This window comes from Rhodopila globiformis (assembly GCF_002937115.1).
In the GTDB taxonomy this organism is placed as follows: Bacteria; Pseudomonadota; Alphaproteobacteria; order Acetobacterales; family Acetobacteraceae; genus Rhodopila; species Rhodopila globiformis.
Genome location: NZ_NHRY01000076.1, coordinates 1 through 25,387 on the forward strand (window position 1 = coordinate 1; position 25,387 = coordinate 25,387).

General features: G+C 67.5%; 18 protein-coding genes. 9 read left to right on the top strand and 9 right to left on the bottom strand.

Features of this window, described 5'->3' with window-relative positions:
• Nucleotides 1–333 precede the first annotated feature (333 nt).
• Together CCS01_RS08360 and CCS01_RS08365 are read right to left on the bottom strand one after the other, a co-directional pair.
• Nucleotides 334–3,171: a sulfide/dihydroorotate dehydrogenase-like FAD/NAD-binding protein gene (locus CCS01_RS08360; RefSeq protein ID WP_104518373.1), complete on the bottom strand. Its 2,838-nt coding sequence runs from the start codon at nt 3,169–3,171 to the stop codon at nt 334–336.
• Nucleotides 3,168–8,144: a 2-oxoacid:acceptor oxidoreductase family protein gene (locus CCS01_RS08365; protein ID WP_104518374.1), complete on the bottom strand. Its 4,977-nt coding sequence runs from the start codon at nt 8,142–8,144 to the stop codon at nt 3,168–3,170. Before CCS01_RS08365 ends, CCS01_RS08360 begins: the two co-directional genes overlap by 4 nt.
• 710 nt (nt 8,145–8,854) lie before the next feature.
• Between CCS01_RS08365 and CCS01_RS08370 the strand changes: the two genes are divergently transcribed.
• A protein-coding gene (locus tag CCS01_RS08370) for an ISAzo13 family transposase (protein WP_104518375.1) occupies nt 8,855–10,080 on the top strand; the annotation gives its coding sequence in 2 pieces (ribosomal slippage) (nt 8,855–9,311 and nt 9,311–10,080; 1,227 coding nt in all).
• 497 nt (nt 10,081–10,577) lie between these two features.
• On the opposite strand, the gene CCS01_RS08375 is transcribed toward CCS01_RS08370, so the two are convergent.
• On the bottom strand, nt 10,578–10,946 hold the full coding sequence (locus tag CCS01_RS08375) for a hypothetical protein (RefSeq protein ID WP_104518376.1): 369 nt from the start codon (nt 10,944–10,946) through the stop codon (nt 10,578–10,580).
• 250 nt (nt 10,947–11,196) lie between these two features.
• Here CCS01_RS08375 and CCS01_RS08380 point away from each other — a divergent pair, with 250 nt between their 5' ends.
• Nucleotides 11,197–11,481 (top strand): hypothetical protein, encoded by a 285-nt coding sequence (locus CCS01_RS08380; RefSeq protein WP_239992057.1) that lies wholly within the window; start codon nt 11,197–11,199, stop codon nt 11,479–11,481.
• A gap of 61 nt (nt 11,482–11,542) precedes the next feature.
• On the opposite strand, the gene ccmI is transcribed toward CCS01_RS08380, so the two are convergent.
• Nucleotides 11,543–12,928 (bottom strand): c-type cytochrome biogenesis protein CcmI, encoded by a 1,386-nt coding sequence (gene ccmI / locus CCS01_RS08385; RefSeq protein ID WP_104518377.1) that lies wholly within the window; start codon nt 12,926–12,928, stop codon nt 11,543–11,545.
• A gap of 236 nt (nt 12,929–13,164) precedes the next feature.
• On the opposite strand from ccmI, the gene CCS01_RS08390 reads away from it, so the two are divergent.
• A complete protein-coding gene (locus CCS01_RS08390) occupies nt 13,165–14,589 on the top strand; it encodes an aminotransferase-like domain-containing protein (RefSeq protein WP_104518378.1) in 1,425 nt (474 codons plus the stop codon).
• A 418-nt stretch (nt 14,590–15,007) separates the two neighbouring features.
• Here the strand turns inward: CCS01_RS08390 and CCS01_RS08395 are convergent, their stop codons facing one another.
• Together CCS01_RS08395 and CCS01_RS08400 are read right to left on the bottom strand one after the other, a co-directional pair.
• On the bottom strand, nt 15,008–15,760 hold the full coding sequence (locus tag CCS01_RS08395; protein ID WP_104518379.1) for an SDR family NAD(P)-dependent oxidoreductase: 753 nt from the start codon (nt 15,758–15,760) through the stop codon (nt 15,008–15,010).
• A 115-nt stretch (nt 15,761–15,875) separates the two neighbouring features.
• On the bottom strand, nt 15,876–16,289 hold the full coding sequence (locus CCS01_RS08400) for a hypothetical protein (RefSeq protein WP_104518380.1): 414 nt from the start codon (nt 16,287–16,289) through the stop codon (nt 15,876–15,878).
• Between the two features lie 298 nt (nt 16,290–16,587).
• Between CCS01_RS08400 and CCS01_RS35870 the strand changes: the two genes are divergently transcribed.
• Both CCS01_RS35870 and CCS01_RS08410 read left to right on the top strand, forming a co-directional pair.
• Entirely contained in the window at nt 16,588–17,412 is an 825-nt protein-coding gene (locus tag CCS01_RS35870; RefSeq protein ID WP_104518381.1) for a lytic transglycosylase domain-containing protein, read from the top strand.
• Between the two features lie 235 nt (nt 17,413–17,647).
• Nucleotides 17,648–18,304: a glutathione S-transferase family protein gene (locus CCS01_RS08410; protein ID WP_104518382.1), complete on the top strand. Its 657-nt coding sequence runs from the start codon at nt 17,648–17,650 to the stop codon at nt 18,302–18,304.
• A 278-nt stretch (nt 18,305–18,582) separates the two neighbouring features.
• Here CCS01_RS08410 and CCS01_RS08415 read toward each other — a convergent pair whose 3' ends face one another.
• The 3 genes from CCS01_RS08415 to CCS01_RS08425 all read right to left on the bottom strand — a co-directional run bounded on the left by CCS01_RS08415 (nt 18,583) and on the right by CCS01_RS08425 (nt 22,184).
• Entirely contained in the window at nt 18,583–19,218 is a 636-nt protein-coding gene (locus tag CCS01_RS08415) for an acetate uptake transporter (RefSeq protein ID WP_275112900.1), read from the bottom strand.
• A gap of 336 nt (nt 19,219–19,554) precedes the next feature.
• Entirely contained in the window at nt 19,555–20,946 is a 1,392-nt protein-coding gene (locus tag CCS01_RS08420; protein ID WP_456307594.1) for a 6-phosphofructokinase, read from the bottom strand.
• Complete coding sequence (locus CCS01_RS08425; protein WP_104518385.1) at nt 20,883–22,184, bottom strand: aspartate aminotransferase family protein; 1,302 nt, start codon at nt 22,182–22,184, stop codon at nt 20,883–20,885. The genes CCS01_RS08420 and CCS01_RS08425 overlap by 64 nt, the downstream gene beginning before the upstream one ends.
• Nucleotides 22,185–22,288: 104 nt before the next feature.
• On the opposite strand from CCS01_RS08425, the gene CCS01_RS08430 reads away from it, so the two are divergent.
• The 4 genes from CCS01_RS08430 to CCS01_RS08445 all read left to right on the top strand — a co-directional run bounded on the left by CCS01_RS08430 (nt 22,289) and on the right by CCS01_RS08445 (nt 25,239).
• Nucleotides 22,289–22,804 (top strand): adenine phosphoribosyltransferase, encoded by a 516-nt coding sequence (locus tag CCS01_RS08430; protein ID WP_104518386.1) that lies wholly within the window; start codon nt 22,289–22,291, stop codon nt 22,802–22,804.
• Between the two features lie 265 nt (nt 22,805–23,069).
• Nucleotides 23,070–23,966 (top strand): fructose bisphosphate aldolase, encoded by an 897-nt coding sequence (locus CCS01_RS08435; protein WP_104518387.1) that lies wholly within the window; start codon nt 23,070–23,072, stop codon nt 23,964–23,966.
• A gap of 110 nt (nt 23,967–24,076) precedes the next feature.
• Nucleotides 24,077–24,565, top strand: coding sequence for a GNAT family N-acetyltransferase (locus CCS01_RS08440; RefSeq protein WP_104518388.1), 489 nt, complete (start codon nt 24,077–24,079; stop codon nt 24,563–24,565).
• Nucleotides 24,566–24,798: 233 nt separating this feature from the next.
• Nucleotides 24,799–25,239, top strand: coding sequence for a DUF2383 domain-containing protein (locus CCS01_RS08445; protein WP_104518389.1), 441 nt, complete (start codon nt 24,799–24,801; stop codon nt 25,237–25,239).
• Nucleotides 25,240–25,387 lie beyond the last annotated feature (148 nt).

A 25,387-nucleotide genomic window follows, 5' to 3' on the forward strand; every position in this document is an offset into this window, starting at 1 on the left:
ATCGGGGCGGCAGTCAGACGGGGCATGAAGGCTCCGGTGAATCAGGGCGAGGCGTGAGCCTGTGGCCTGCCATATTCAGGCCGCTCCTGACTCGCCAGAACGGCTCCTGACGGCGGCTGGTCACGGCGATTGCCGCCAGACTGTGGCAAACCAGACTCACCCGCGCCGGGCCACCCATCAACGGAGTCGCCACTTCCGGCGAGGTGTACTAGCTGCATTCGTGACGGTTGCCATACCCGTCATGAATGCACCAGAGCCCTTATGTGTCTTGAGGCCAAATTCTTGCGAAGGCTGAACTGGCCGCCCCCTCCCGGAGGCGGCGCCACCCGTCCCCTACTTCAACCCCTCCGCCAGATACCGCTCCTTACTCCGCCCCTCCTGCACCTTAAACTGCCCAAACCGCGGCAAAAACTTATCCCAGTCAATCAGATGCGCATCGATCTCCGGCCCGTCGATGCACGCATGCTTCCGCACCATCTTCCCATCGATCACCACCGGCACCATGCACGCCCCGCACATCCCCGTGGCGTCCACCATGATCGAGTTCAAGCTCGCCACCGTCTTCACGCCATACGGCCGGGTCAAATCCGCCACCGCCCGCATCATCAGCGGCGGGCCGATCGTCACCACCTCGGCGATCCTGCGGCCCTTGCTGGTCTTGTTCGCCTCCAGCATCTCCTGCAGCGGATGCGTCACGAACCCCTTGACGCCGAACGTGCCGTCATTGCTGGTGTAGATCACGTCCAGCAGCGTCGGGAACTCCCGCCGCAACTGCTCGACGCACTCGTCCTCGCCGACCCAGAACACCAGGGACGCGGACCGGAAGCCGGCGATCAGCGTCACATGGTTCCCCATGCGCAGGTGCTCGCGCATGATCGGGTAAACCGGCGGCAGCCCCAGGCCGCCGGCGGTGAACACTACCGTCTCGTCCGGGCCGTACCGATGCAGCTCGCTCGGCAGCCCCAGCGGCCCGGCGATGCCGGCGAACGCCTGGCCGATCTTCATGGCGTTGATCGCCAGGGAGCTGGTGCCCATCGCCTGCACCACCAGGGTGATCGTCCCGGCTTTCGTGTCCCAGTCCGCCAGCGTCAGCGGGATCAGCTCGCCCTTCTCCCACGCCAGCACGCGCACGAACTGCCCCGCCTTGGAAGCCGCGGCGATCAGCGGCGCGTTCACCACGAACTCCTCGATGCCCTCGCCCAGGTGCACCTTCTTCACGATCGCCTGTGGCGCCTGGCCCAGCCGGGTGTACTTCTCCGCCTTGGCCACCAGTTCCCGGATCTCGGCCGGCGTGAAATTGTTCTCCCCGACGATCTCCCGCGCCGCCGCCTGGCCGTCACCCGCCGCGCGGATCGCGGTCGAGCCGCCGCGCGCCGCGTCGCCGCCCGAGAACACGCCCTCGATCGAGGTCTGCTGCGACCCGCGCTGCACGTCGATCGTGCCCCACTTGGTCGTCTTCAGCTCGGGCTCGGCGTCCTTGACGATCGGGTTCGGCGTGTTGCCCAGCGCCATGATCACCAGGTCGATCGGCATGTGCTCTTTCTTGCCGGTCACCACCGGGCTGCGGCGGCCGGAGGCATCCGGCGCGCCCAGCTCGATCACGTCCAGGATCGCCGCCGTCACCTGGTGGTCATCGTTGCCGATGAACTCGCATGGCGCGCGCAGCACCTTCAGGGCGATGCCTTCCTCCAGCGCGTGGTGCAGTTCCTCGACGCGCACCGGCATTTCCGCCTGGGTGCGGCGATACACGATGGTCACGTTGCCGCCCAGCCGCTTGGCGGTGCGGGCGGCGTCCATCGCCGTGTTGCCGCCGCCGATGACCATCACATCCTTGCCGCGTGTCATCGGCAGCGGGGTTTCATGGTCCTCCAACTGCCCCTGCATCAGGTTGACGCGGGTCAGGAACTCGTTGGCCGACATCACGTTCAGGAAGTGCTCGCCGGGCACGTTCATGAAGCGCGGCAGGCCGGCGCCGGTGCCGACGAAGATGCGCCAGAACCCGGCCTGCTTCAGCTGCTCCAGCGTCGCCGTCTTGCCGACGACGAAGTTGCGCACGAAGCGCCCGCCCAGCCTGGTGATCTTGCCGACGACGTCGTCGATCAGCTCGTTCGGCAGGCGGAACTCCGGAATGCCGTAGCGCAGCACGCCGCCGAGTTCATGGAACGCCTCGAACACCGTCACCGGGTGGCCTTCCGCGGCCAGCAGATAGGCGTTGATCAGCCCGGCGGGGCCGGAGCCGACAACGGCAATCGGCGGCTTTTCCGCGATCGTCCACGGATCGACCAGATCGGCGAGGGTGTCGTTCGTCAGAGGCAGGCCCAGCGCCTTGGCGCGCTGCGGCAGGAACCACTCGATCTGCCCGATTTCAATCGGCTTGTTGGTGTGGGCGCAGACGCCCTGGCACTGCAGTTCCTGCGGGCAGACGCGGCCGGTGACGTTGGGCAGCGGGTTGCAGCCCTCGATCAGTTCCAGCGCCTCGCGGAATTTGCCCTTACCCAGCAGGTCCAGCATCTCGGGGATGTGGATCTTCACCGGGCAGCCGCCCTTGTTCTCCTTGCCGGCGATCTTCAGGCCGATTTCGCAGGGGCGCTCCTCGCACTGCTTGTCGCGCAGCACTTCCAGCCAGACCAGCAGGTCCACCTCGCGGGCCGAGAAGCCCTGGCCCATGTAGCCCAGGTAGCCCTGGTTCACCAGGCCGAAGTCCTGCGCCCGTTCCTCGGCCGGGCGCATGTACGGCGGGATCATGTTGTTCATCGGCCAGCCGTCCGACAGGCCCTTGAACATCGGGTAGCGGTCCGACAGGTGCTGGTCGATCGCCTTGATGAACTTCCGCTTGTACTTCAGCGGGATCGCCCAGATGAAGCGCAGCAGGATGGTGCTCATGTCGTCGTCGCGGACCAGCAGGTCCCACAGCGTCCGGGTGAACCGGCCGCCGAGTTCCTCCTGCTGGAACTCCCACGCCACCGCCTGCATGCCGTCGGTGATGAACATCTGGCGGAACGCATTCGGTTCCGCCAGCAGCCGCCGGCGCAGCAGTTCGAGCTGTTTCTGGAACAGCTCGACCTCGTCGGTCTGCGACAGGGTTTCCAGTTCGCTGCGGGTCGCCTCGAACTGGTTGCTGGCGTGCATGAAGCGCTCCAGCTGTCCGTTACCGGAGACGTGCGTGCTCAATGGATGATCTCCGCGTCACAGTTGGCCGATACTTTGGCGATGCGCGCCTTCAACTCCGGCGTCACCGCCACATGGTCGAGCGCGCCCGGGATCAGCCGCCCGACTTCCTTGGTCTGGCCGTCGACGACGATCTTGGTCTTCTCGAACAGTTCGCCCAGGTCCTGGTAGCAGGTCTTGCAGTTCGTGCACTTGGCCTGGTCTGCCTCGGCCAGGGTCACGACCGCATCGCCCGCCCCGTTCGGCTTCGCCGCCGCAGCCGCAGCCGGCGCCGCCGCCGGAGCCGCCGCGAACATCGTGCCGCCGAAGCCCCCGGACGCCGGCGCGTTGGACGACGCCGCCAGTTCCGACATTGCCTTGGCGATCTGGTCCAGCGAGCCCTCCCGGTCGCGCATGGCTTCCGTGTAGCGCTGCTGCATCTCCGCCAGCACCGCCTTGTGCTCGGCTTCGCTCTGCTGCACCGGCAGGCCGGCCAGGTGCTGCAAGGTCCGCCAGTACTTCCGCCGTTCCTCCACCAGGTGGATGATCGGCGTATCGACCTCCAGCTTCACCAGCCGCGCCTTCTGGTCGGTGGACAGCACATACGCCACCTTGCCTTCCCGCGCGGCGGGCGGCAGCGTGACGTATTCATGCACCGGCACGCCGTCGGCGTCGGCCGGCAGCTTGCGGAAGTGCTTCTTGAACCGCGCCTCGCCCAGGGCGAAGTCGGCCGGCGTGAACGGCACGGTCAGCAGCTTGGTCAGGCCGTCGCCGTCGACATACTCCATCGACTGCGTCGTCCAGTCCTTGTCCTGGTCGGGGTTGCCCTCCAGCGAGAACCACTGGCTCAGCCTGTCGCCCCGCCGCGGATCGTGCACGAACACCGGGTTCATGCGGCTTTCCACCGCCATCCGGGCGTGCTCCGCCGCCTGCGCGTCGCCGATGCCGTGCTCGGCCTGGCACGGCGTATAGACGTCCATCACCGCCGGCGAGTCCGAGTAGTTCAGGAACGCCAGCATGTTCTTCATGAAGTGGCCCTGCAGCGCCGTCGCCGTCTGCACCACGAACACGTTCGGGTGGAACGCCGCGATCAGCGCCAGTTCCTTGCGGTCCTCCTGCTTGCCGGCCTGCGCCGCGCCGAACCGGGTCAGGTCGGAGTCCTGCGCCGAGAAGCTCGCCGTGGACGCCTGCCCACCCGTGTTCGAGTAAACCCCCGAGTTCAGCACCACCATTTTGATCGGCGAGTCCTGCACCAGCACCCGCGACACCGCGCCGAAGCCGATGTCGTAGGTCGCCCCGTCACCGCCGATGGTGAGAACCGTCGGCAGCAGCGCCAGCTCGTCCTTGGTGAACTGGCTCCACCGGAAGAACTTGAAGTAGGCGTCGTGCGTCACCGGGTCATAGGCGTCCTGGATCTCCAGCCGCGCCGTCCGCAGCGCCCGGAAATCGGTCGCCGCCTCGGCGCTCAGCCCCTCGAAGATGCCCTTCGCGACCGGCGCCGAATCCTGGAACAGGCTGTTCACCCACGGGTCGTTGTACGGGTTGAACGGGAAGGTCGAGGCGAACACGCTGCTGCAACCCGTGGCGTTGGCGATCACTGCGTTCGCCGGGCCGTTGCCGCTCGGGCCGCTTTCGTACAGGTACAGCCGCTTCTCCAGCGTGCCGATGACGTTGCGGATACGCTCCGCCCGCGCCGTATCGGTCACGGTGGGAAGCTTGTCCGTCAGCCGCTCGATCAGGCTTTCCAGCTCGCGCATATGCGCCTTCCGCCGCGGCTCATGCAGCGCGCGGTTGGCCGCGACCACCAGGCGGATCGCCGTCACCTCGCCGCAGCCGCGGCAGGCGCCGTGGCCGCCGGTCATGGCATAGTAGTTGTCGCGGTCCAGCAGCATCCGCTTGGCATCGCCGTCGCTGCCCACCGCGCCCTCGATGAAGCGGGACGGCGAGTTCGGCGTGCGGCTGAGGAACTCGAAGCGGGTCTGCAAGGTGTCCAGCAGTTCCGCATCCTGCTGCCGCTCGACCAGAGCGCCGGGGCCGCAGACCTCGATGCACTCCAGGCAGCCGCTGCACTTCCACGGATCGACCGCGGCCGAGAACAGCCCGCCGCTGCCGGCGGTCGCCTTCTCCATGGCGTCGAAGAACGGACGGGTGCGCGCCACCGGGAACGAAGCCAGCGCCTCGGCCACGCGGCCCAGGTTGCGCTTCAGCACGGCGTTGTCGATTTCCATCGTCTCGACCGCCTTGGCCACCAGCGTGTGCAGCGCCGGCGTGTCCTTGGTCTGGCGATAGGCTTCGCGGACGGACTCGGCCAGGGCGAACACCTTGTCGCGCATCGCCGCCCGCTGCGCCTCGGCCACGTCCATGTGCTTGATCGCGGTCAGCAGCAGGTCGTGGATCTCATGCACGGTGTTCGGGATCGCCGCGTCCGGGCAGACCACGGCGCATTCCATGCACCCGGTGCACTTGGATGCGTCGAACTCCGGAACGTTCAGCCGGAACAGGCCCTTGTCCTTCCACGCCGCGCTGCCCGCCGGCATGAACAGGCCAGTGCCCGGCAGCACCGCCGCCTCCGCAACCGTGCCGTCGCGGAAGTGGCTGGCCACGACGTCGTCGTAGTACTCGGCGTCGAGGAACGCCGTCGCCGAGGCCGGCATCAGCGCCTTGCACATCGAGGCCGAGATCGACACGTTGCGCGTCGGCTTGTTCGCCACCGTCTGCTCGGCTTCGAGGAACTCCGGCGCGGTGTAATCGACATGCGTGGTGGCCTCCAGGCCCTCGCGCATCACCGCCATGTTGCTCTCGACGATCGCGCCGCCCTTGGCGCCGAACTTCTTGCTGATCTGCTGGCGGATCTTCTCCAGCATCGCCTCCTGCGAGGCATCCGCGACGATACGGTCCACATGCCCGCACACCGCGCCGATGAAGGCGATGCCCATCATGCGGGTCTGCAGGTCCGCCGTCGGCGCATGCTTGCGCGCCACCGCGAACGCGTCGATCACGTAGAAGCGGATCTTCTTGTCACGGATGGTCTGCCGCGCATGCGGCGGCAACTCGCGCCACACCTCCAGCGGCGGCAGGTTGCTCTGCAGGATGAAGCTGCCGCCCTCGGTCAGCCCGCGCAGCGGGTTGGTGTGGGCGAACACCTTGTGGTCGGGGGAGACGACGATCTCGATCTCCTCCAGCTCGGCGTTGGCGATCTTCACCGTCTCCGGGCTGAGGGTGATGTAGTAGTTCGTCGGCGCGCCGCTCTTTTCCGAGCCGTACTTCGGCGCCGCCTGCGAATGCATGTCCAGCGCGCCGGCCAGGATGTCGGTCAGCAGCTTGCCGGTGGCGATGGTGCCGTAGCCGCCCACCGAGTGGAAGCGGATGCGGAACGCGCTGGCCGGCAGCAGATGCGGGTTCGGTTCCGTCGGCAGCCCCATCATCTCCGTTTCCGGATAGGCGGCCTTCATCTTCTCCTGCAGCGCCTGGATGCGCGGCGACTTCGTCTCGGTGAAGAACTGCGAGCCCAGGTACACCAGCGGCGCGCTGTCCACACGCTCCATGTTCTTGAACGCCGCGACCATGTGGCGCGGCTGCAAATCATGCGCACCGAGGCCGAAGATCGCCGTGGTCAGGCGCGGCAGCTTGTCGATCGCCGGGATGCCGGCATGGCGGACGCCATCAGCATTCTCCCGCGCGCGGAACAGCGCCTGGGTGACGAAGCCGGTCAGCGCCGTGACGTCGGAGCGTTCCAGCACCGTCACGGCGGTCTTGCCGCGCAGCGCCTCGATCAGCTCGGCCTCGGGGAACGGCTGCAGCAACTTGACAGAAATGACGCCGACTTTCTTGCCCTGCTTGCGCAGGTGCTCGGCCACCGCCTGGGCGTCGTCGGTGACCGAGCCCAGGCCGATCACCACATGCTCGGCGTCGTCGCACATGTACGTATGGATGGGCTTGTAGACGCGGCCGGTCAGCGCGGCGTATTCGTCCATCGCCTGGCGCACGAAGCCCGGCACCGCGGCGACGAAGTGGGTGCGATGGTCCGCGGCGCCTGCCTGGAAGTCCGGCTGGTTCTGCACGCCGCCGGTCAGGCCCGGGTTGTGCACGTCGACCAGCGCCGGCACACGCGGACGGGTGCCCTTCTGGAAGGCGTTGACCCATTGGCGCTTCCACTGGCTGTGCAGCTCTTCCGGCACCCAGCCCAGGGTATTGGCGACCAGCTTGCCGTCATTGTCAGCCTCGACGTCGGCCGCGTTCGCCGTCAGGTAGGCGCGCAGCTCGCCCAGGTCGGTCGGCACGAAGTCGCCTTCGTGGCGGGCCAGGTACTGGCGCAGCTGGAACACGCGCCCCTTGGCGCCGAACAGCATGTCCTGCGCCACGGTGGGGCAGGGGATGCGCCCGGCCGGGTCACCGAGGTATTCCCGCAGCAGCTCCGGCTCCGGCAACTGCGCCTCGCACAGCATGTGGCTGGTGGCGAAGCCGTCCATCGCGTTGGCCACCGGGATCAGCGACAGCGCGCTGGCCTTGTAGGAGATCGCCGCCAGGTCCGCCGCTTCCTGGGGATTGCTGCCGAACAGGATGGTGTAGCCGGAGGACAGCAGCGCATACACGTCGTCATGGCCCGCCATGACGTTCAGCGAATGCTTGGAGACGACACGCGCCGCCACCTGCAGCACGAAGCCGCCGACCTTCTTGCCGACGGTGACGTAGTGCGATTCGAGCCCGTACAGGATGCCCTGGCTGGACGAGGCATTGGAAACGTACTTGCCGCCGGTCAGCGCCGCGCCGAGCGCGCCGCTCTGGGCGGAATGCTCGCCCTCGGGTTGGACGAAAAACGGATGCTGGCCCCACACGTTAACGCCGCCGCCGGCGCGAAAGGCTTCATAGAGCTCGGAAATTTCTGTCGAGGGCGTGATCGGATAGCCAATAACCCCGCCGCAGACCTGCTGCATGACATGGGCGACGGCTCCGTTGCCATGAATGACGACCGGAGTACCAGGGTACTTGAAACTCATCGACTATATGCCCCGTTATCTGTCTGAGCCGCATCGTACACGCGTGGACGGCCCGCAGCATTGCGCAAGATCAAAGGCATTACCCGGGTCCGGGGAAGGTCGGCCAGACGATTCAATGCCAGAATTGTGCATGGCTGCCTCCCATCTGTTGCGGATCGTTCTTCCTGTGGCCGATTTGCGCAATTAACGGAAAGTCTGAAAATCTTGTAAATCTATGTAAAGACATGACACAAATATTGGGGTCGTCAGCAATGAAATGACGGCATCATTTACTGGCACGTTATGGTCTGGACACGGGGTCCACCGCTAAGAGCCTGTTTGAGTCAGTTATTTCAATAACTTGAGCCACAACTGTAGTATCCATCCTGCCGTCGTTGGTGGTTCTGAGCCGGAAGGTGCCGGTTTGGCGCTCGCCCAATGGTTGCTTGCACAGGGGCGATGGGCCCCTCCCAACCGGCCTTTGGCCTTTCGGCCTTTCCTGCCAACCCGTTGAAATTGCTTACTCAATCAGGCTCTAATTTGACTGTGTCAAAAACTGAGAGATAGTCAATATTATCAATGGGTTACGGGGGCACCTAGTTTGCGAGAAAACGTCGTAATTTCAATGTGTTAGGCGGAAACTGGCACAGTCAAACTAAGGGCCCGCCCGGGAATAACCGAGCGGATTGAGGGGGATTCCTGCTCGGACGCTGAAGTTGTAGTGTTCCGTGATGATCGACCAAGAGCAGATCCATGGGCGTTTCACGGCGATAGCACCGCATCTCGACGAGCGATCCCGCCGCTTGTTGGCAGCAACCGAAGCGCGTGCGGCGGGCTACGGTGGCATCACCGCGGTATCGCAGGCCACCGGGGTTGCGCCGAGCACGATTGTGCGCGGCCTGCGGGACCTGACGGTGGAGCCCCCGCTGGCGCCAGGCCGGGTGCGCCGGCGAGGCGGCGGGCGCAAGCCGCTGGCGGACAACGATCCGACGCTGCGGGCTGATCTGCTGAAGCTGGTGGAGCCCGAGGCGCGCGGCGATCCGATGTCGCCGTTGCGCTGGACCTGCAAGAGCCTGCGCCGGCTGGCGGACGAACTGACGGAGCTTGGCCACCAGGTCAGCCGCACCGTCATCGGCACGATACTGAAGGCGGAGAAGTTCAGCCTGCAAGGCAACCGCAAGACCCGCGAGGGGGCAAGCATCCCGACCACGATGCGCAATTTGGCCACGTCAACACCAGCGTGACGACGGCGCTGGCCGCGGGCCAGCCGGTGATCTCGGTGGACACCAAGAAGAAGGAGTTGGTTGGCGATTTCAAGAATGCGGGCCGGACATGGCGGCCACGGGGCGATCCCGAGGAGGTGCAGGTCTACGACTTCCTCAACGACGCGCTCGGTCGGGCGATCCCGTATGGCATTTACGATCTGGCGGCGAACACAGGTTGGGTCAGCGTCGGCATCAACGACGACACCGCCGCCTTTGCGGTGCAGACGATCCGCCGCTGGTGGCAGGACGTCGGCCGCCAGCGCTATCCGAAGGCGCATCGCCTGGTGATCACTGCCGATGGCGGTGGCAGCAACGGCGTGCGCGTGCGGCTGTGGAAACGCGAACTGCAACGCCTGGTCAACGAACTGGGCATTGCCATTGAAGTCCATCACCTGCCACCCGGCACCAGCAAGTGGAACAAGATCGAGCATCGCCTGTTCTCCTCCATCAGCATGAACTGGCGCGCCACGCCACTGGTCAGCTACCGCGTCATCATCGATCTGATCAGCGCCACCACCACCAAGACCGGGCTGAGCGTGCGCTGCGAACCCGATCCGGCTGACTATCCGCGGGGCACTGCGGTTTCGGAGGAGGAGATGGATGCCCTCAACATCGTCCGCGACAGCTTCCATGGCGAGTGGAACTACACGATACGGCCGCAGACCGTATCAGATCGCGCGGTTATTCCCTGACAGGCCCTAAGGCCCGCATTGGCGTTACCAAGGAGACGGCCATCCCCGATCGTCATGCCGGGCGAAGCAGGCTGCTCCTTCCCGTCATGGCGGCTACCCGGGACAAGCCTGGGCACAGGCTCCGGGCCGCCATCCACGCCTTTCTGCCGCTTCAACACCGACAGGCGTGGATGCCGGGCCTGCGGCCGCCATGACGGGATAGCAACGACAGCCGCTATTTTAACGCCTATCGGGCGGAGGCCCACCATCCACGTCTTCTGGTGATATTCGGCACCGCCAGGCGTGGATGGTCCGCCTTCATGGACCATGACGCGGAGCGGCCGGTGCTCCGCGCCCAGTGACGCGGTGATCCCATCACGGACCGCAAGGCTCCGCATCATCCCGTTCGACGTCCGCGTCCTGGCGTTCCTTGCCCCGGCGTTCCTTGGGGCGTCGTGCCGCCGCAATCGCGCGGCGGCTTTCGTTTCGTCGTCAGCGCGTGAAAACCCCGGCGCGCCTCAACGCTTGTGGAAGTCCATGGTGTCGCCTTCCGAGGTCAGCTTCAGCACCCGGCCGTTGGCGGCGAGTTCGTACTGGTCGGTTTCCGGTTTCACGGTTCCGGTCTTGACCTTGGACTGCGTCGGCGTGAACACAATTGTTCCGGTGCCGTGTTCAGCGGGCGTCTGCGTATAGGTGCCCTTCATCTCCCGCACCACCTTGTTGTGTTGCAGCGTCCGGCTGCTCCAGGCGCCGTCCGGCGAGACCGTCATGTCGATCGTTACGCCGCTGCCGAGCGTGGCGTGCCAGCGACCCGCCACGCTGGCGTCGGCCAGCACGGCGGTGGTCATTGCGATTGAAAACAGAGCGGCAAGAACCGGTATGCGCATCGTATCCTCCTGAATGAACGTAATTGGCGCGCGGGCAGCGGGACCTCGGCGAGGACCGGGCAGGGGAACGCGGCCTGTTCCGTCCGGTTGCCTGTCCGGACCGGCCGGCCGGAACCCGGACGGACGGTGAGAAGTTGGTGATGCCGGCCGCAAGGGGATTACAGCCGGCATTCAGCCGTTACAGTAATCCGGGCCACCACGGAAGGGCGCGGCGACGGCCGTGCCGCAAAACAGCAAAAGGTTGAAAAGGATGAACATGCGTCTTCCGTTCGTGCTGCTGACCGTCGCCGGCCTCGGCGTCGGCTATACCGCCCCCGCCAATGCCATCGGCTGCATCAGCGGCGGCGTCGCCGGCGCCGTGGCCGGCCACATGGCCCATCACGGAGTCTTGGGCGCCATCGGCGGTTGCGTCGCCGGACACGAGTACCACAAGCACCACAAGCAGGCCGCCCAGCAGCAGAACGTTCAGCAGCAGAACACGACGGGCGCCCCGGAATCCGCCAGCCAGGGCACCCAGCCGGAGCGAACCCAGTAGCGCCATGGCGCACCATGGACCCGACCGGATCACACGGTGATCCGGCCGGGCCGACCGGGCCCTAACCGCCCGGCAGGGCGTTCAACGCCGACCTGACCATCTGCGTGTTGTCGCCATCCGCCGGCAGCTTGCCCAGCAAGCGGCTCCAGTAGCGCCTGGCCTCCTCCGGCCGGCCGTCATGGGCCGCGACCATGCCCAGGTACCATAGCACCTCAGGCTCGTCCGGAGCGACCTGCTCGACCTGCTTCAGCAGGGCGACAGCGCGCGGCGGCAGCGCGTCGGCCGGCTTCAGACCGCTCAGCAGGCCCTCGATCGCCTGCAGGCGCAGCGCCAGGCCGTCCGGCTTCAGCGCCAGCGCACGATCGTACGCCTCCGCCGCCCGCTCGCGGTCATGCATCACCACGTAGGCATAGCCGAGGCGCATCCAGCCGTCGGCGTCATCCGGCTCGATCTCCAGCCGGGCTGCCAGCTTGGCGGCCATGGCGGCCACCATGGTCTTCTGTTCACTTTCCGGCACGATCGCGACGGCATCCGTGCTGTCGGCCTCGGCTACGGCCGTGGCGGGCGGCAATCCCCGGGCGAGCACCGGCAACGGCACGCCGGCGGCCTTCGCGGCCTGGGCGATGCGCTTGGCAATCTCCTCGCGCAGCGGTGAATCGTCCGGGATATCGGCCAGCAGGGCCTGCATCTGCCGGATGGTGCCGGCCGGCTCGCCGGCCTGTCCGGCGGCCAGCGCCAGGTAGTAGCGGGCGACCTCGTTCCGCGGATCGTCTTCCAGCGCCGCGGTGAAGGCGTCGTGCGCCGCCGGCGTCACGATCCCGTCCGCCTGCATCACCAGCATCTCGCCAAGGCCCACCTGGACGTCGGGACTGACCAGGTTCAGCGCCAGGGCATGGCGATAGGCGTCCACCGCGATGGTCCAGCGGCGCAGGCTGCCGGAGGCCCGGGCATACAGCACCCAGCGCTCGGCGTCGTCCGGATCGGCCTCCAGCTTCGCCGCCAGGCGGGCCGCGGTGCGCGCCAGCTCGGCGTGCTCCAGCACCGGCGTCGGCATGTCCCCGGCGAGCGGCGGGCGTGCGACGAACACGATGCCCGGCGGCTCGGGCGCGCCGAGCAGCGCATACAGGCCGACGGTGCCGCCGACGAGGAACACCGCCACCAGCGTCGCCATGATCGGGCTGCGGTCGTGCCATCCCGGCGCCGGGCGCAGCGGGATCGTATCGGTGGTAAGCACGCGGCGCTGGATTTCCACCCGCGCCTCGGCGACGTCCGCCTCGCTCAGCAGGCCGCGCGCCACGTCGCGGTCCAGCTCTCGCAACTGGTCGCGGTACACCATGCGATCGTAATAGCCACGCCCCCGCACGGTTTCCGGTTGCCGCAGCATCGGCAGCACCAGCGGCAGCAGCGCGACCAGCAGCAGGAGGGTGAAGAGCAGCGACAGAAACATCCGTTTTCCCCCGGAGGAGCCGCCTGCCACGGTTGACGCGTCACCGCCTGAGGTTGGTCCCCCGGTGCTGTTCTGCTCACCCCGGCCGGCCGCTTCATTGACCTGGATCAAGGCGGGGCCTGACCGCCGCCGTAACCTTTACGGCGGCAAGGGGGTCTCGTTTTGACAGTCCACCGCGCACCGACAGCGTCCCGCGCAGCAAGCCGGCCCGCCGGCCCGGGCCGATCGGCCCGCCGATGATTATACCGGTCAGGCTGCTGCGCGACAGGCCGTTGCAGCAGCAGCTGTATGAGCAGGTGCGGGCCTTGATCCTGTCCTCCCGGCTGCCCGCCGGCATGCGCATGCCCTCCACCCGCATGCTGGCCGGGCAGTGCGCGGTGTCACGGATCACCGTGCTGCTGGTGTATGAGCGGCTGATCGCCGAGGGCTACCTGCGGACGGTCCCCGCCAAGGGCACCTTCGTGCACGGCCTCGGCACCGATGGCCAGGCCGCCGCGCCGGACGATGCCGCGCATCCGGCCGGCGCGGCCGAGGCGCCTGTGGGCCGATCGGATGGGCGGTTGTTCCCGGCGGCGCGGTGGCGCGCGCTGGTGCGCGGGGCGCTGGATCACCTGGACCGGCTGGCGGACGGCGCGGACCGGGGCGAGCCGGTGCTGCGCCGGGCGATCGCGCGCTGGCTGTCGAACGCGCGCGGGATGGCGGTCGAGGCCGAGCAGGTCGTCCTGGCGCATGGCCGCCGGCACGCGCTGCATATCGCCGCGCACCTGCTGCTGCGGCCCGGCAGCCGGGCGGTGGTCGAAACCCCGGGCGACGCGGACGCCGCGCTGCTGCTGGCCGGCACCGGCGCCACGCTGGTGGCGGTGCCGGTGGACGCGGACGGCTTGCGGACCGGCCAACTGCCCGCCGGGCCGGTTGCCCTGGCGCTGCTCACCCCCGAGCACCAGCAGCCCCTGGGCGCGGTCATGAGCCTGGATCGGCGGCAGGCCCTGCTGGCCTGGGCCACGACCGCCGGCGCCGTGGTGGTTGCCGACGAGTGCGCCGCCGAACTGCGCTACCAGGAGGCGGATGTGCCGCCGCTGATGCAGCTCGACCGGGACGGGGTAGTGATCCAGGTGGGCGATTTCGCGGCCTCGCTCGGGCCGGCGGTGACTCTGGGCTACCTGGTGGTGCCGCCGCGCCTGGCCAGTGTTGCCCATGAAGCCAGCCGGGTTATGGGACCCTATGAGGGGCGGCTGGAGGCGGCGGCGCTGGCGGGCCTGCTGGACAGCGGGTTCTACGCCCGGCACCTGCATCAGGTGCGGCAGATCTACCTGCGCCGGCGCGACGCGCTGGTCCGCGCGCTGCGGCGGCAGTTCGGCGAGGACACCGGCATCGCCGGCCTGGCGGCAGGGCTGCACCTGGCCTGGACGCCGCCGTCGGCGCTGGGTGGCGCGGATGCGGTCGCCGCCGCGGCCCGGCGGACAGGGCTGGACGCGGGCTGCGTCGAGGACCGGGTGGTGCTGCTTGGATTCGGCGCCGGGTCTGAGCGGCAGCTGGAGGCCAGTGTCGAGGCGATGGCGGGCATCCTGGCCGCGCCAGGGACGCAGGTATGCGGCGGGCTCGCGGCGCCGGATCGCCGCCCGGGGGATCGTCCGCCGGCGGATGGCGGTATGATGTCGTAACGGACCGGGACAGGGATGTGGCGGGAGGCTCTGGTTGCTGTGCCTGGTCGTCGTGCCGCTGGTTGCGTCCGCCTGCATGGCGCCTGCGGCCTGGCGGCTGTGCTTCGTCGTCAATGGTCCACCCGGGGCGTATTGAGGGGGGATGATGTCGCAATCGTCGCCGTCGCGCAGCCGGTGGGCGTGGCTGACCCGGAGCAGTTGGTAGCGGACCGCCCTGCGGCCGCCATAACGGGCTCAGGCGTCCGGAAGCGCATTTTCATGAAAGAGGACGAGGAATCCGCGGGCCACGAAGATGTCCGAGGACAGAGCGTAGCTTGCCTGACGCGCAAGACGAAGCGGTTTGCCGACGAAACGAGAAGGCCGGTTGCCGGCCCCGAACCGCCTCCCGGCCGGTAGCCCGGGGTCGGCCAGCCGTCTTCTACATCGCCAGGAATCCGCCATCGACATAAAGTTCCGCGCCCGTGACGTACGACGCCTCGTCGGAGGCCAGGAACAGCACGGCGTTGGCGACCTCGTCCACCTCGCCGGCACGGCCGAGCGGCACCGCCTTCAGCATCCGCGCGCGCACCTCCGGATCCGCCGTGGCGCCGGATGTGCGCATCGGCGGCATCAGTCCGGGATGCACGGAATTGCAACGAATCCGGTCCTTGCCGAACTGCACCGCGGTCGATTTCGTCATCGTCCGCACCGCGCCTTTCGAGGCATTGTAGCTCATGTGCACGAAAGCCTGGCCGACGACGCCGGAGATCGATGACAGGTTGACGATGGAGCCGCCGCCGTTCTTCTGCATCTGCGGCACCACCGCGGCGATGCCCAGGAACACGCCGGTGGCGTTCACCGCCATCACCCGCTCCCAAAGCCCGGAATCCAGCATGTCGTTGGTGGCGCTGCCGCTGATGCCGGCGTTGTTGACCAGGATGTCCAGCCGCCCGAAGGCGCGGACCGTTTCCGCAACAATCCGCTTCCAGCCGGCTTCATCGGTGACGTTCAGCGCCATGAACAGCGCCTTGCCTCCGCCGGCGTTGATGCCATCGGCCACGGCGCGGCCTTCGTCCTCCAGCATGTCGGCGACGACGACGGCGGCGCCCTCCTTGCCGAAGCGGCGGGCGGTCGCCGCGCCCATGCCGGACGCCGCGCCGGTGATGATGGCGACCTTGTTCGCGAGCCTCATGACCGTTCCCCTTCTTGCTTGTGGAGGGGACTGTGCCACCGGCAGTTCGGCTTGGCTACCGGTTGGTACCGTGACGTGATGAGCGCCCGTTCAGGACCGATGGCCGTCCGCTTCGCTATGGCTCACCGCAGGCCTGCTCCCCGGGCGTGACGCGCATCAGGTTTTGTGCTGCCTCCGGAATATCGGCCTGCGGCGACCGCGCGGCCAGCAGGTGCAGCATGCAGAGATCGTTGTAGTATTCCGTCTGGGCATCCTGGATCTGCTGCCGCGTCCCGCCGGGCACATGCAGCGCCTTGCCGGCCTCGGCCAACCGCTCGGCCAGCGCAACGGCCTCGCCGGCATGGCGATCGACGAACGCGCCGACAACGATGGTATGGACCGGCGGCGAGGAAGCCGGCTGGGTAGCGGCGACCGGGGCAAATTCCGTCCGGACGTGTCCCTCGGCGGCCAGTTGCCGCATCCCCAGGCCGAAGACAATGAAGATTCCGGTGCAGAACAGGAAACAGAGAAGGCTTTGCAGGGGGCGCACGATCGCTCCTTCAGGTTCGAGAGCCCGTTTCCTGCCTGTCACACTATTGTCTGGATGAACCCATTGCCTGGGTTGCGCTCCATTACCACAGCAACGGAAGAAACGAAACCAAATTCGTCACCACAGGCGCAGGTTCCATGGCGTGCCGCGGCCTGACCCTGGGCATCTGCCTCACCCGTTCCGTCGCCCGGGTGAGGGCAGACGCTTCAAAATCCAGGGCAGTGGGCCTGCTCACAGATCGGGGCGGCGCGCGGGGCTAGGGTCCGCAGGCGAACCCGCACCCGAGAGGAACGATTCGATGCAGATCGACTTGAAGTTCCACAGGATACCGAGACGGGCAAGTCCCGGAGGCGATCAGGTCCAGGCCCGGCCGGCCGCCAGCTTGCCCCACGCTCATGTCGCCGCCGGGCGCCCACCGATCGGCGTCCCATCCGTTACGGGACGGCGCGCCGGCCCGGTGCGACTGCCTTGGGTTCGCCGGGGATTGCGGCCGATCGTCGTCGTGGCGGTCCTGGGCGCTCTCGGCGCGTGCGGCAACCATGCGACGCACGATGCAGGCACCGCGTGCTATCGGGCCCACGAGTATGCGCCCCCTGGTCCACCCGGTGATCCGTGGGGGCCCTATGTTCGCGAGGCGTCCGCTCGTTTCGGGGTGCCCGAGCCATTGATCCGGCAGGTCATACGGAAGGAGTCGGGCGGCCAGGCGACCGTCGTTTCCCGCGCCGGCGCTGGCGGCCTGATGCAACTGATGCCTGCCACCTACGATGCGTTGCGGGCACGCTACAGCCTGGGCTGCGACCGGTTTGATCCGCATGACAACATCCTGGCCGGGACCGCATACCTGCGCGAAATGAAGGACCGCTTCGGCGAGGCGAATTTCCTTGCCGCCTACAACGCCGGTCCCAATCGCCTGGACCAGCACCTGAAGTCCGGCGCTGCGCTGCCCGACGAGACGGATCGCTACACCGCGTCGAACGCTCTGCCGCTGCATCCCGCTGCATCGTTGCCGCGCCCGGTTCCCCTGCCAACAGGGTCCCGGCCAGGGCCGGATGACGGGCGCCCGGGACAACCCGCGGCGGACCGCCGCCCACCGCGCAAGGCTCCGGCCCTGGAAGACATCTAGCTATTACCTGACAGAACTGAAAACGCCAGGTACCGGTCGCCTGCGGCACGTCGCCGCTGCCGTGCGCAGGTCTCGATGCCCCTGCCGCTTGCCAAACGGCAGGGTCGCGACGATCCTGCGTGCATCCAGGCGCGCGAGACAGGACAGCCCCGTCCGGCGCACATCTGCCTCCGCCCTGGCGCAGGCCGACGTGTGCCGTTTCCCGTGCCGCCTGCCGTGAAACGAAGGGGGAACCATGTTGACCATCTACGGCGTCTACCGCTCCCGCGCTTCCCGCCCGGTCTGGCTGGCGTACGAGATCGGCCTGCCGTTCCAGCACGTGCCGGTGATCCAGGCCTACCGGCTGAGCGCGCCGGATGCGGCGGATGCGCCGCTGAACACCCGCTCGCCGGCGTTCCTGCGGGTCAACCCCAACGGCCACATCCCGACGATCGACGACGACGGCCTGGTGCTGCATGAATCCCTGGCGATCAACCTGTACCTGGCGAAGCGCTACGGCGGGGCGCTGGGGCCGGCCAGCGTCGCAGAGGATGGCCAGATGGGCATGTGGGCGCTGTGGGCCGCGACCGAGGTCGAGCCGCATTCGCTGCAGATCCAGTATCACCGCATGAGCTATCCGCCCGCCGAGCGGGACCCGAAGGTCGCCGAGGCCGCTGTGGCGGCGCTGCGCAAGCCGTTCGCCGTGCTGGACCAGAAGCTGGCCGGGTCCGGCTTCCTCGTCGGTGGGCGTTTCACCGTGGCCGACATCAACGTCGCCGAGGTGGTGCGTTACGCAATCGCCGCACCGGAACTGTTCAAGCCCACGCCGGCACTGCGCGGATGGCTGGAGGCCTGCCATGCCCGCCCGGCCTACAAGCGGATGATGACCGAGCGGGAGCGCGAGCCGGCATAGGCACGCCGGTATCGCTGACGTCCGCCCGCTGCCGTGCCGGCTCCGACGGGGCCGGCCGATGGGCTTGCGGGCATCGGGCGCTGTGCAGGGGGCGCAGCGACTGCAACGCGCCGCCACGCTGCAGCGGACCACAAGCAGGTTGCGGGCGTCGCTCCGGGAGGCTGGCCGCCCGGATCGTCATGGCCGGGACAAGCCGGGCGATGACGGGAAGAAGACGAAGGTCGGGTACCGCGTCACCCGGCCGGTTGTAAGCCAGCCGGGTCCACGTTACGCCAGGGTCAGGCGGCCTGGCGCAGCCCCTGGATCTGCGGCGCCTGGGGGGCGCCGATTGGCAGGATGGTGCGGCCATGCGTCTCGTTGATCACCTCGGCCGACGCCAGGTAGAACGCCAGCACTGCAGTGATCAGGCCGCCATAGCCGCCGTACATCTTCAGGTTGGCCATGCCGAACAGATCGCTGGCGGCCAGCAGGAAGAAGGTGATCCACAGCGCGAGGAACACCATCTGCAGCACGCGGTTGGCGGCCATGCTGCCGAACCACATCATCAAGCTGAACACGCCCCACGCGGCCAGCCACCAGCCGACGAACTGCGCCGGCACGCCGGTGTGGAAGAACTGCACGAACAGCGCGAAGGCCCACCAGAACGCGCCGTAAGCGCAGAACGCGACGAAGCCGAAGGTGTTGCCGCGCGGCATTTCCATCAGGCCCGCGGCAAACTGTGCGGTGCCGCCGAAGGCGAACGCGGTGGCCAGCACCATCGGCACGGCTGCACCGCCGAACCAGCCGGCATTGACCATGCTGAGCATCCAGGTGGTCAACGCGAACCCGGTCAGGCCGAGTGGCGCGGGATTGGCTAGTTTCATCCCGAAGGGTCTCCTCAATCTTGAGTTGTAGGTGTCTACCGAGCTTACCACAGCATTGCCAACTCATGACAATGTTTCGTCCGGTCTGTCTTTGATTCAGATCATTGACGACTTCGGCGTTTTCCGCCTGTCGCCATTCCAGCTTGATGTTTGGCAAATACACTGCGGATGCGCCGGCGAAATCGCCACCGCCGACAGGCGCCACCGTCACACCGGCCCGGTGCCACAAAACGCCCGTCGCAGGACCCCGCCCGGCTCCGGTCAACGATCCCAGCGGCCCCGCCGAACGAAAACGCCTGGCGGCAGGCCGGGACGACGCGCGCCCAACACGTGAAAGAAACGAACCGGCCGCGTCCCGCCGAACCCAGCGGGACGCGGTCCGTTCCGCTACGCCTTCAAAATCTTCGCCACCCGGTTCGGCCGCAGCCGGAACGCATCCGGCAGCCCCTTGCCCAGCAGCGGACGCAGGTACAGCCGAAAGGCGTCGGTCACGTCGGTGCCGTTCGGCGCAATGAACTCATCCGGCATCGTCCGCGTCTTGCCGGCCACCGACTCCAGCGGCACCAGCTTGTAGTCGACTGAGTAATAGCCGGTCCGCTCGATCGTGACCGAGCCGTTGGAGTCGCCATACATCGCGTACTGCACCGCCTTCTCGCCGACTTCCCGCGCCTCGCGCTGGTCGACGTCGGAAACGCAGCCGATGAACGAGCGCTGCAGGTAGCCGAAGGTGTCGCCGCGCACGCGGCTGATGCCCAGCTTGGTCTTGACCGCGTCGGTCAGCAGTTCCGCCAGCGCGCCGGTGCCGGAAAGCTGCACGTTGCCATGCGCGTCGCGCTCGATCTCCTTCGCCAGCCTGGTGACAACCGGCTGGCCGGATTCGTCGTGGATGCCTTCCGACACGGCGACGACGCAACGGCCGTACCGATCCATGGCGTTCTTGACGTCGGAGAGGAAGCTTTCCACCCGGAAGGTGCGCTCCGGCAGGTAGATCATGTGCGGCCCGTCGTCGGGGAACTTCTTGCCCAGCGCCGCGGCGGCGGTCAGGAACCCGGCGTGGCGGCCCATGACGACGCCGATATAGACTCCGGGCAGCGAGCGGTTGTCCAGGTTGGCCCCCAGCACCGCCTGCACCACGAACCGCGCCGCCGAGGGGAAGCCCGGCGTATGGTCGTTCAGCACCACGTCGTTGTCGATCGTCTTCGGGATATGCACCACCCGGATCGGGTGATCGGCCTTTCGCGCCTCCTCGGCGACGATGCGCACGGTGTCCGACGAATCATTGCCGCCGATATAGAAGAAATACCGGATGTCGTGCGCCTTCAGGACCTTGAAGATCTCCTGGCAATACTTCAGGTCCGGCTTGTCGCGGGTCGAGCCCAGCGCCGAGGACGGGGTGTCGCCCACCATCTCCAGGTTGTGGGTGGTCTCCTGCGTCAGGTCGACGAAGTCCTCGTCGACGATGCCGCGCACGCCGTGCAGCGCGCCGTAGACCAGGTTGACGTTTCGATGCTTGCGCCCTTCCAGCACGACGCCGACGAGCGACTGGTTGATGACCGCGGTGGGGCCACCGCCTTGAGCCACCAGAACTTTTCCTTGCAGCACAGCATTTGCTCCGCTGATGAGAGGACGTGAAATCGGTTCGGTTCCGCACGGCACTATGCGCACCAACGGTGCAGTCCGTAAAGCCGTCAATGCAACCGCCGGACAGGAAGATCTCAGTCCAGCAATGATTGCCGGGCCGACAGGAACTCCTCCACCGCTGCGACCAGCGCATCGCACGCGGCATCGTCGATGGGCAGCGACAGGGTCATCATGCCCCGGCGCGCCAGCCAGATGCCCTGCGCCAGCATGTCGAAGAAGAACAGTTCCTTCAGTTTCGGATTCGCCGCCGCCGCGGCCTCGGGCGTGGTGACCGGGTCGGGCGTGGCGTGCACCGCCAGCATCGAGCCCAGGCCGGTGAACTGCAGCGGCGCATCGGCGGCGCGGCAGGCGGCGTTCAGCCGGTCCCGCAGCGCGTCGCCGCTTGCGTTCAGCGCCAGGGCCGCCTCTGGCGTATAGACCTCGGTCAGGCCCGCCAGCCCCGCCGCCATGGTCAGCACGTTGTTGTTGAACGTCCCGGCATGCGGCAGCGCGTCACGGCGCCTGGGGTCGAAGCGGTCCATGATCTCGCCGCGGCCGCCGAACGCGCCGAACGACATCCCGCCGCCGACATATTTCCCCAGTGTCGTCAGGTCGGGCTTCACCCCCACGGCCGATTGCAGCCCGCCGGGAGCGAGGCGGGACGTCATCACCTCGTCGAACACCAGCAGCGCGCCGACGCGGGCGGTTTCCTGCCGCAGCATCGCCAGGAAGTCCGGCCGCGCGGGGATGCAGCCGCCGCTGCCGATCATCGGTTCGACGATCACCAGGGCGAGGTCTTCGGTGATCAGGGCGCGGGTCCGCTCACTCTCATTATAGGGTGCCAGCACCGTCTCGATCGGCAGGTTCATCGGCGATCCGCCGCCGGCGAAGCCGAACACCGCGCCGTGGTAGGCGCCGTTGAACGCCATCACCTTGCTTCGGCGGGTGAAAATCCGCCCGAGCGAGATCGCCAGCAGGTTCGCCTCGGTGCCGGAGTTGGTGAAGCGCACCCGCTGCAGGCCGAACCGCTCGCAGACCGCGCGGGCGAAGCGGGCTTCATCCATATTGGAGGCGCCCAGGCTGATGCCCCCCTCCAGCGCCCGGTCGATCGCGGCGCGGATCACCGGATGCGCGTGGCCGTACAGACCGGCGGTGTAGTCGCCCAGGAAATCGACATACTCGTGCCCGTCGGCGTCCCATAGCCGGCAGCCCTCGGCACGCGCCATCGCCAGCGGGAAGGGGGCGTAGTGCAGCACAGTGCGGGTGTTGCCGCCCGGCATGACCGTGACCGCCTCCAGCCAGCGGGCCAGGCTGAGCGGGTTGCGGGCGAGGTAGCGTTCCCTGGCCTCGTCCAGGGCCGCGTCGATCGCGGCGTTGCGCAGACGGGGGTCGCTCATGGCTTCCAGTCTGCTGAATCGGCGGTCCTGTGGCAACCAGGGGCTGGCGAGGCGGCAAGGCCCGCTTTATAGGGTGCGCCGCACTGACTGAAGGACCCGGGCTGATGGACCTGAAAGACCATATCCGCGGGATTCCGGATTTTCCCAAGCCCGGCATCCTGTTCTACGACATCTCCACGCTGCTGCGGGAGGCTGATGCCTGGCAGGTGGCGATGGGCCGCATGGCCCGGGCGGTGCGGGCCTACATGCCGGATTTAGTGGCGGGGATGGAAAGCCGCGGCTTCCTGGTCGCCGCGCCGCTGGCGCTGAAGCTGGGCTGCGGCTTCATCATGATCCGCAAGCGCGGCAAGCTGCCGGGCGACACCATCGGCTACAACTACGCCCTGGAATACGGCGAGGACCGTGTCGAAATCCAGGCCGACGCGGTGCAGCCCGGGCAGCGCGTGGTGGTGGTGGACGACCTGCTGGCGACCGGCGGCACCATGGCGGCCGGCATTGCGCTGCTGCGCCAGGTGGGCGCGGTGGTGCCCGCCGCCGCGACGCTGATCGAGCTGGCGGCGCTGAACGGCCGCGCCAAGCTGGACGTGCCCTGCGAGGCGCTGGTCACCTACGCCGACTAATCCGCGGGACCGCCCCCATCGGCCGGCATTGCCGCCGGCCGTTGCTTCCGCGCCTCCGCCGGGCGCGCGGGACGGCCTGGGTTGGCGGCATCGTTGCAATATCGATCGCACCCCGCGGAAACGCATCGCGACGATCACCGTGCGCGGTCGGCGGAGATTGCGCCGGCCGCGAGCGCTATGCCAATACTGGTGCGGGTTCGAGGCAACCGATCCAGGCCGCCGCCGCGCCGTTTGCCCGCAGCGGCCACAAACAGGGATGACAGACATGGCCAATGACAAGATGCTGGCGCAGATGTCCACCAAGGGCGGCTTCATCGCCGCACTGGACCAGAGCGGCGGCTCGACGCCGGGCGCGCTGCGCCTCTACGGCATACAGGACAGCGCCTACAGCGGCGACGCCGAGATGTTCCGGCTGATGCACGAAATGCGGGTGCGCATCGTCTCCGCCCCCGCCTTCACCGGCGAGAAGGTCATCGGCGCGATCCTGTTCGAACGCACGATGGACGGGGAGGCGCATGGCAAGCAGGTGCCAACGTTCCTCTGGGAAGATCGTGGCGTCGTGCCGTTCCTGAAGGTGGACAAGGGGCTGGAGGCCGAGACCGACGGCGTCAGCCTGATGAAGCCGATTTCCGGCCTGGACGCGCTGCTGGAGCGGGCGGTGAAGCTGGGCGTGTTCGGCACCAAGATGCGCTCGGTCATCAACCTGCCGTCGAAATCGGGCATCGCCGCCATCGTGAAACAGCAGTTCGAGATCGCCGAGCAGATCGGCCGCCACGGGCTGGTGCCGATCATCGAGCCGGAGGTGTCAATCAAGAGCCCGGACAAGAAGGGGGCCGAGGCGATCCTGAAGGACCAGCTGACCCGGCACCTGGACGCCCTGCCGGACAGCCGCAAGGTGATGCTGAAGCTGACGATTCCGACGGAGACCGACCTCTATCTCGGGCTGACGAAACATCCGCGCGTGGTGCGGGTCGTTGCGCTGTCGGGCGGCTATTCACGGGCCGAGGCCTGCAGGCTGCTGGCAAGCAACCACCGCATGATCGCGAGCTTCTCGCGGGCGCTGACCGAGGGGCTGAAGGTGTCGATGAGCGACGCGGAATTCGATGCCGCGCTTGGCGAGTCGATCGACGAGATCTACCGGGCCTCCATCAACAAGGTCTGAGGCGCGGCCGTGACCGCATGAGCCCGGCGCCTGCCGGGCCGTGCGCGGCCGTGACAGGAAGGGCGCGGCGCCGTCGTGGCGGCGCGCCTGATTTCATTCTGGTTTTTTACATGTCCGAGGTTTCGTTTCGTATCAGACCGGCTCGGTCGATTGCTGACATTGAAGCGGCGGTGCGCCTGTTCGAGGCTTATGCCGCCTCACTGGGGATCGATCTCGGTTATCAGGATTTCACCGCTGAGCTGGCGAGCCTGCCCGGGAAATACACCCCGCCGGCCGGCGAGCTTCTGCTGGCGCGGGACCATCATGGCAAGCCGCTGGGATGCGTTGGGCTGCGGCCGCTGGCGCCGGCGGGATGCTGCGAGATGAAGCGGCTCTACGTCGCGCCCCATGCCCGCGGCCATGGCCTGGGCCAGGCGCTGGTTGACGCGATCGTCGCGGCGGCGCTGCGCATCGGCTATCGCGAGATGCGGCTGGATACGCTGCCCACCATGACCGAGGCGATCGCGCTTTACCGCAAGGCGGGGTTTGCGCCGATCGAGCCGTATTACGACACGCCAGTGGCGGGCACGGTGTTCCTGGCGCGGCCGCTCGCCGGCTGAGCGGAGGCTGTGCCGCGGCTTGCTGCTGCGCATTTCCGCGAACCCTTGCCGTTACCCGCGCTCCGCCGCGCCCGGTTGCCGGCCGGGTCACGGCCACGCGGGTTCGTGACGCAGCAACGGCCAGTCAGGCCGATGCCGGAACAGCGCAAAAACTTCGTGTCCCGGGAACGAATACAGTGGGCACACGTTGCCCTCGCACGCTTGCCTGGCAGCCAACAGCATAGGAAATGACAATGGTAACGACTGTAGGAACTGAAACGACTTACCAGGATCTGGTGGAAAACCTTCTGCTGCTCGAGCACGATGCGATCGCCGCCTATGACCAGACGATCGAGCGGCTGACAAACGCGGCCTACAAGCAGAAGGTCGTGTCCTTCAAGGCTGATCACGACCGCCACGTGCAGGAACTGACGCAGCTTGCCACGGCCGCCGGGGCGACAGCGCACCGGGAAGGCGATGTTAAGCAGTTGTTGACGACGGGCAAGGTCGCGCTGGCCAGCATCATGGGCGACGGCGCCATCCTGACTGCCATGCGCACCAACGAAGAGGATACCGTGACGGCGTACGAACGGGCCTCTCGCCACGCAGAAGCACCGCAGGATGCGCGGCGGATTTTTGAGCGGGCGCATGCCGACGAACTGCGCCACCGCGAGTGGATGTCGAACCCGGCATAGGCATCCCGGCGCAACCTGCCGTAGTCCGGCGGGCCCGGCCCCAGCCAGGCCGCCGCGATCGGATTTTATGATGGGGGCAACGACTGGTTCGGTGTCAGCTGGTTCCGGCTGGGTGACCCGTTCATCGTCCGGGACTGCCGAAGGAAGC

Bases quoted from the DNA above. Each gene is read 5' to 3' on its own strand.
- CCS01_RS08365 (WP_104518374.1), bottom strand. From the start codon at position 8,144: ATGAGTTTCAAGTACCCTGGTACTCCGGTCGTCATTCATGGCAACGGA.
- CCS01_RS08375 (WP_104518376.1), bottom strand. From the start codon at position 10,946: ATGCGCATACCGGTTCTTGCCGCTCTGTTTTCAATCGCAATGACCACC.
- CCS01_RS08380 (WP_239992057.1), top strand. From the start codon at position 11,197: ATGAACATGCGTCTTCCGTTCGTGCTGCTGACCGTCGCCGGCCTCGGC.
- ccmI (WP_104518377.1), bottom strand. From the start codon at position 12,928: ATGTTTCTGTCGCTGCTCTTCACCCTCCTGCTGCTGGTCGCGCTGCTG.
- CCS01_RS08390 (WP_104518378.1), top strand. From the start codon at position 13,165: ATGATTATACCGGTCAGGCTGCTGCGCGACAGGCCGTTGCAGCAGCAG.
- CCS01_RS08395 (WP_104518379.1), bottom strand. From the start codon at position 15,760: ATGAGGCTCGCGAACAAGGTCGCCATCATCACCGGCGCGGCGTCCGGC.
- CCS01_RS35870 (WP_104518381.1), top strand. From the start codon at position 16,588: ATGCAGATCGACTTGAAGTTCCACAGGATACCGAGACGGGCAAGTCCC.
- CCS01_RS08410 (WP_104518382.1), top strand. From the start codon at position 17,648: ATGTTGACCATCTACGGCGTCTACCGCTCCCGCGCTTCCCGCCCGGTC.
- CCS01_RS08425 (WP_104518385.1), bottom strand. From the start codon at position 22,184: ATGAGCGACCCCCGTCTGCGCAACGCCGCGATCGACGCGGCCCTGGAC.
- CCS01_RS08430 (WP_104518386.1), top strand. From the start codon at position 22,289: ATGGACCTGAAAGACCATATCCGCGGGATTCCGGATTTTCCCAAGCCC.
- CCS01_RS08435 (WP_104518387.1), top strand. From the start codon at position 23,070: ATGGCCAATGACAAGATGCTGGCGCAGATGTCCACCAAGGGCGGCTTC.
- CCS01_RS08440 (WP_104518388.1), top strand. From the start codon at position 24,077: ATGTCCGAGGTTTCGTTTCGTATCAGACCGGCTCGGTCGATTGCTGAC.
- CCS01_RS08445 (WP_104518389.1), top strand. From the start codon at position 24,799: ATGGTAACGACTGTAGGAACTGAAACGACTTACCAGGATCTGGTGGAA.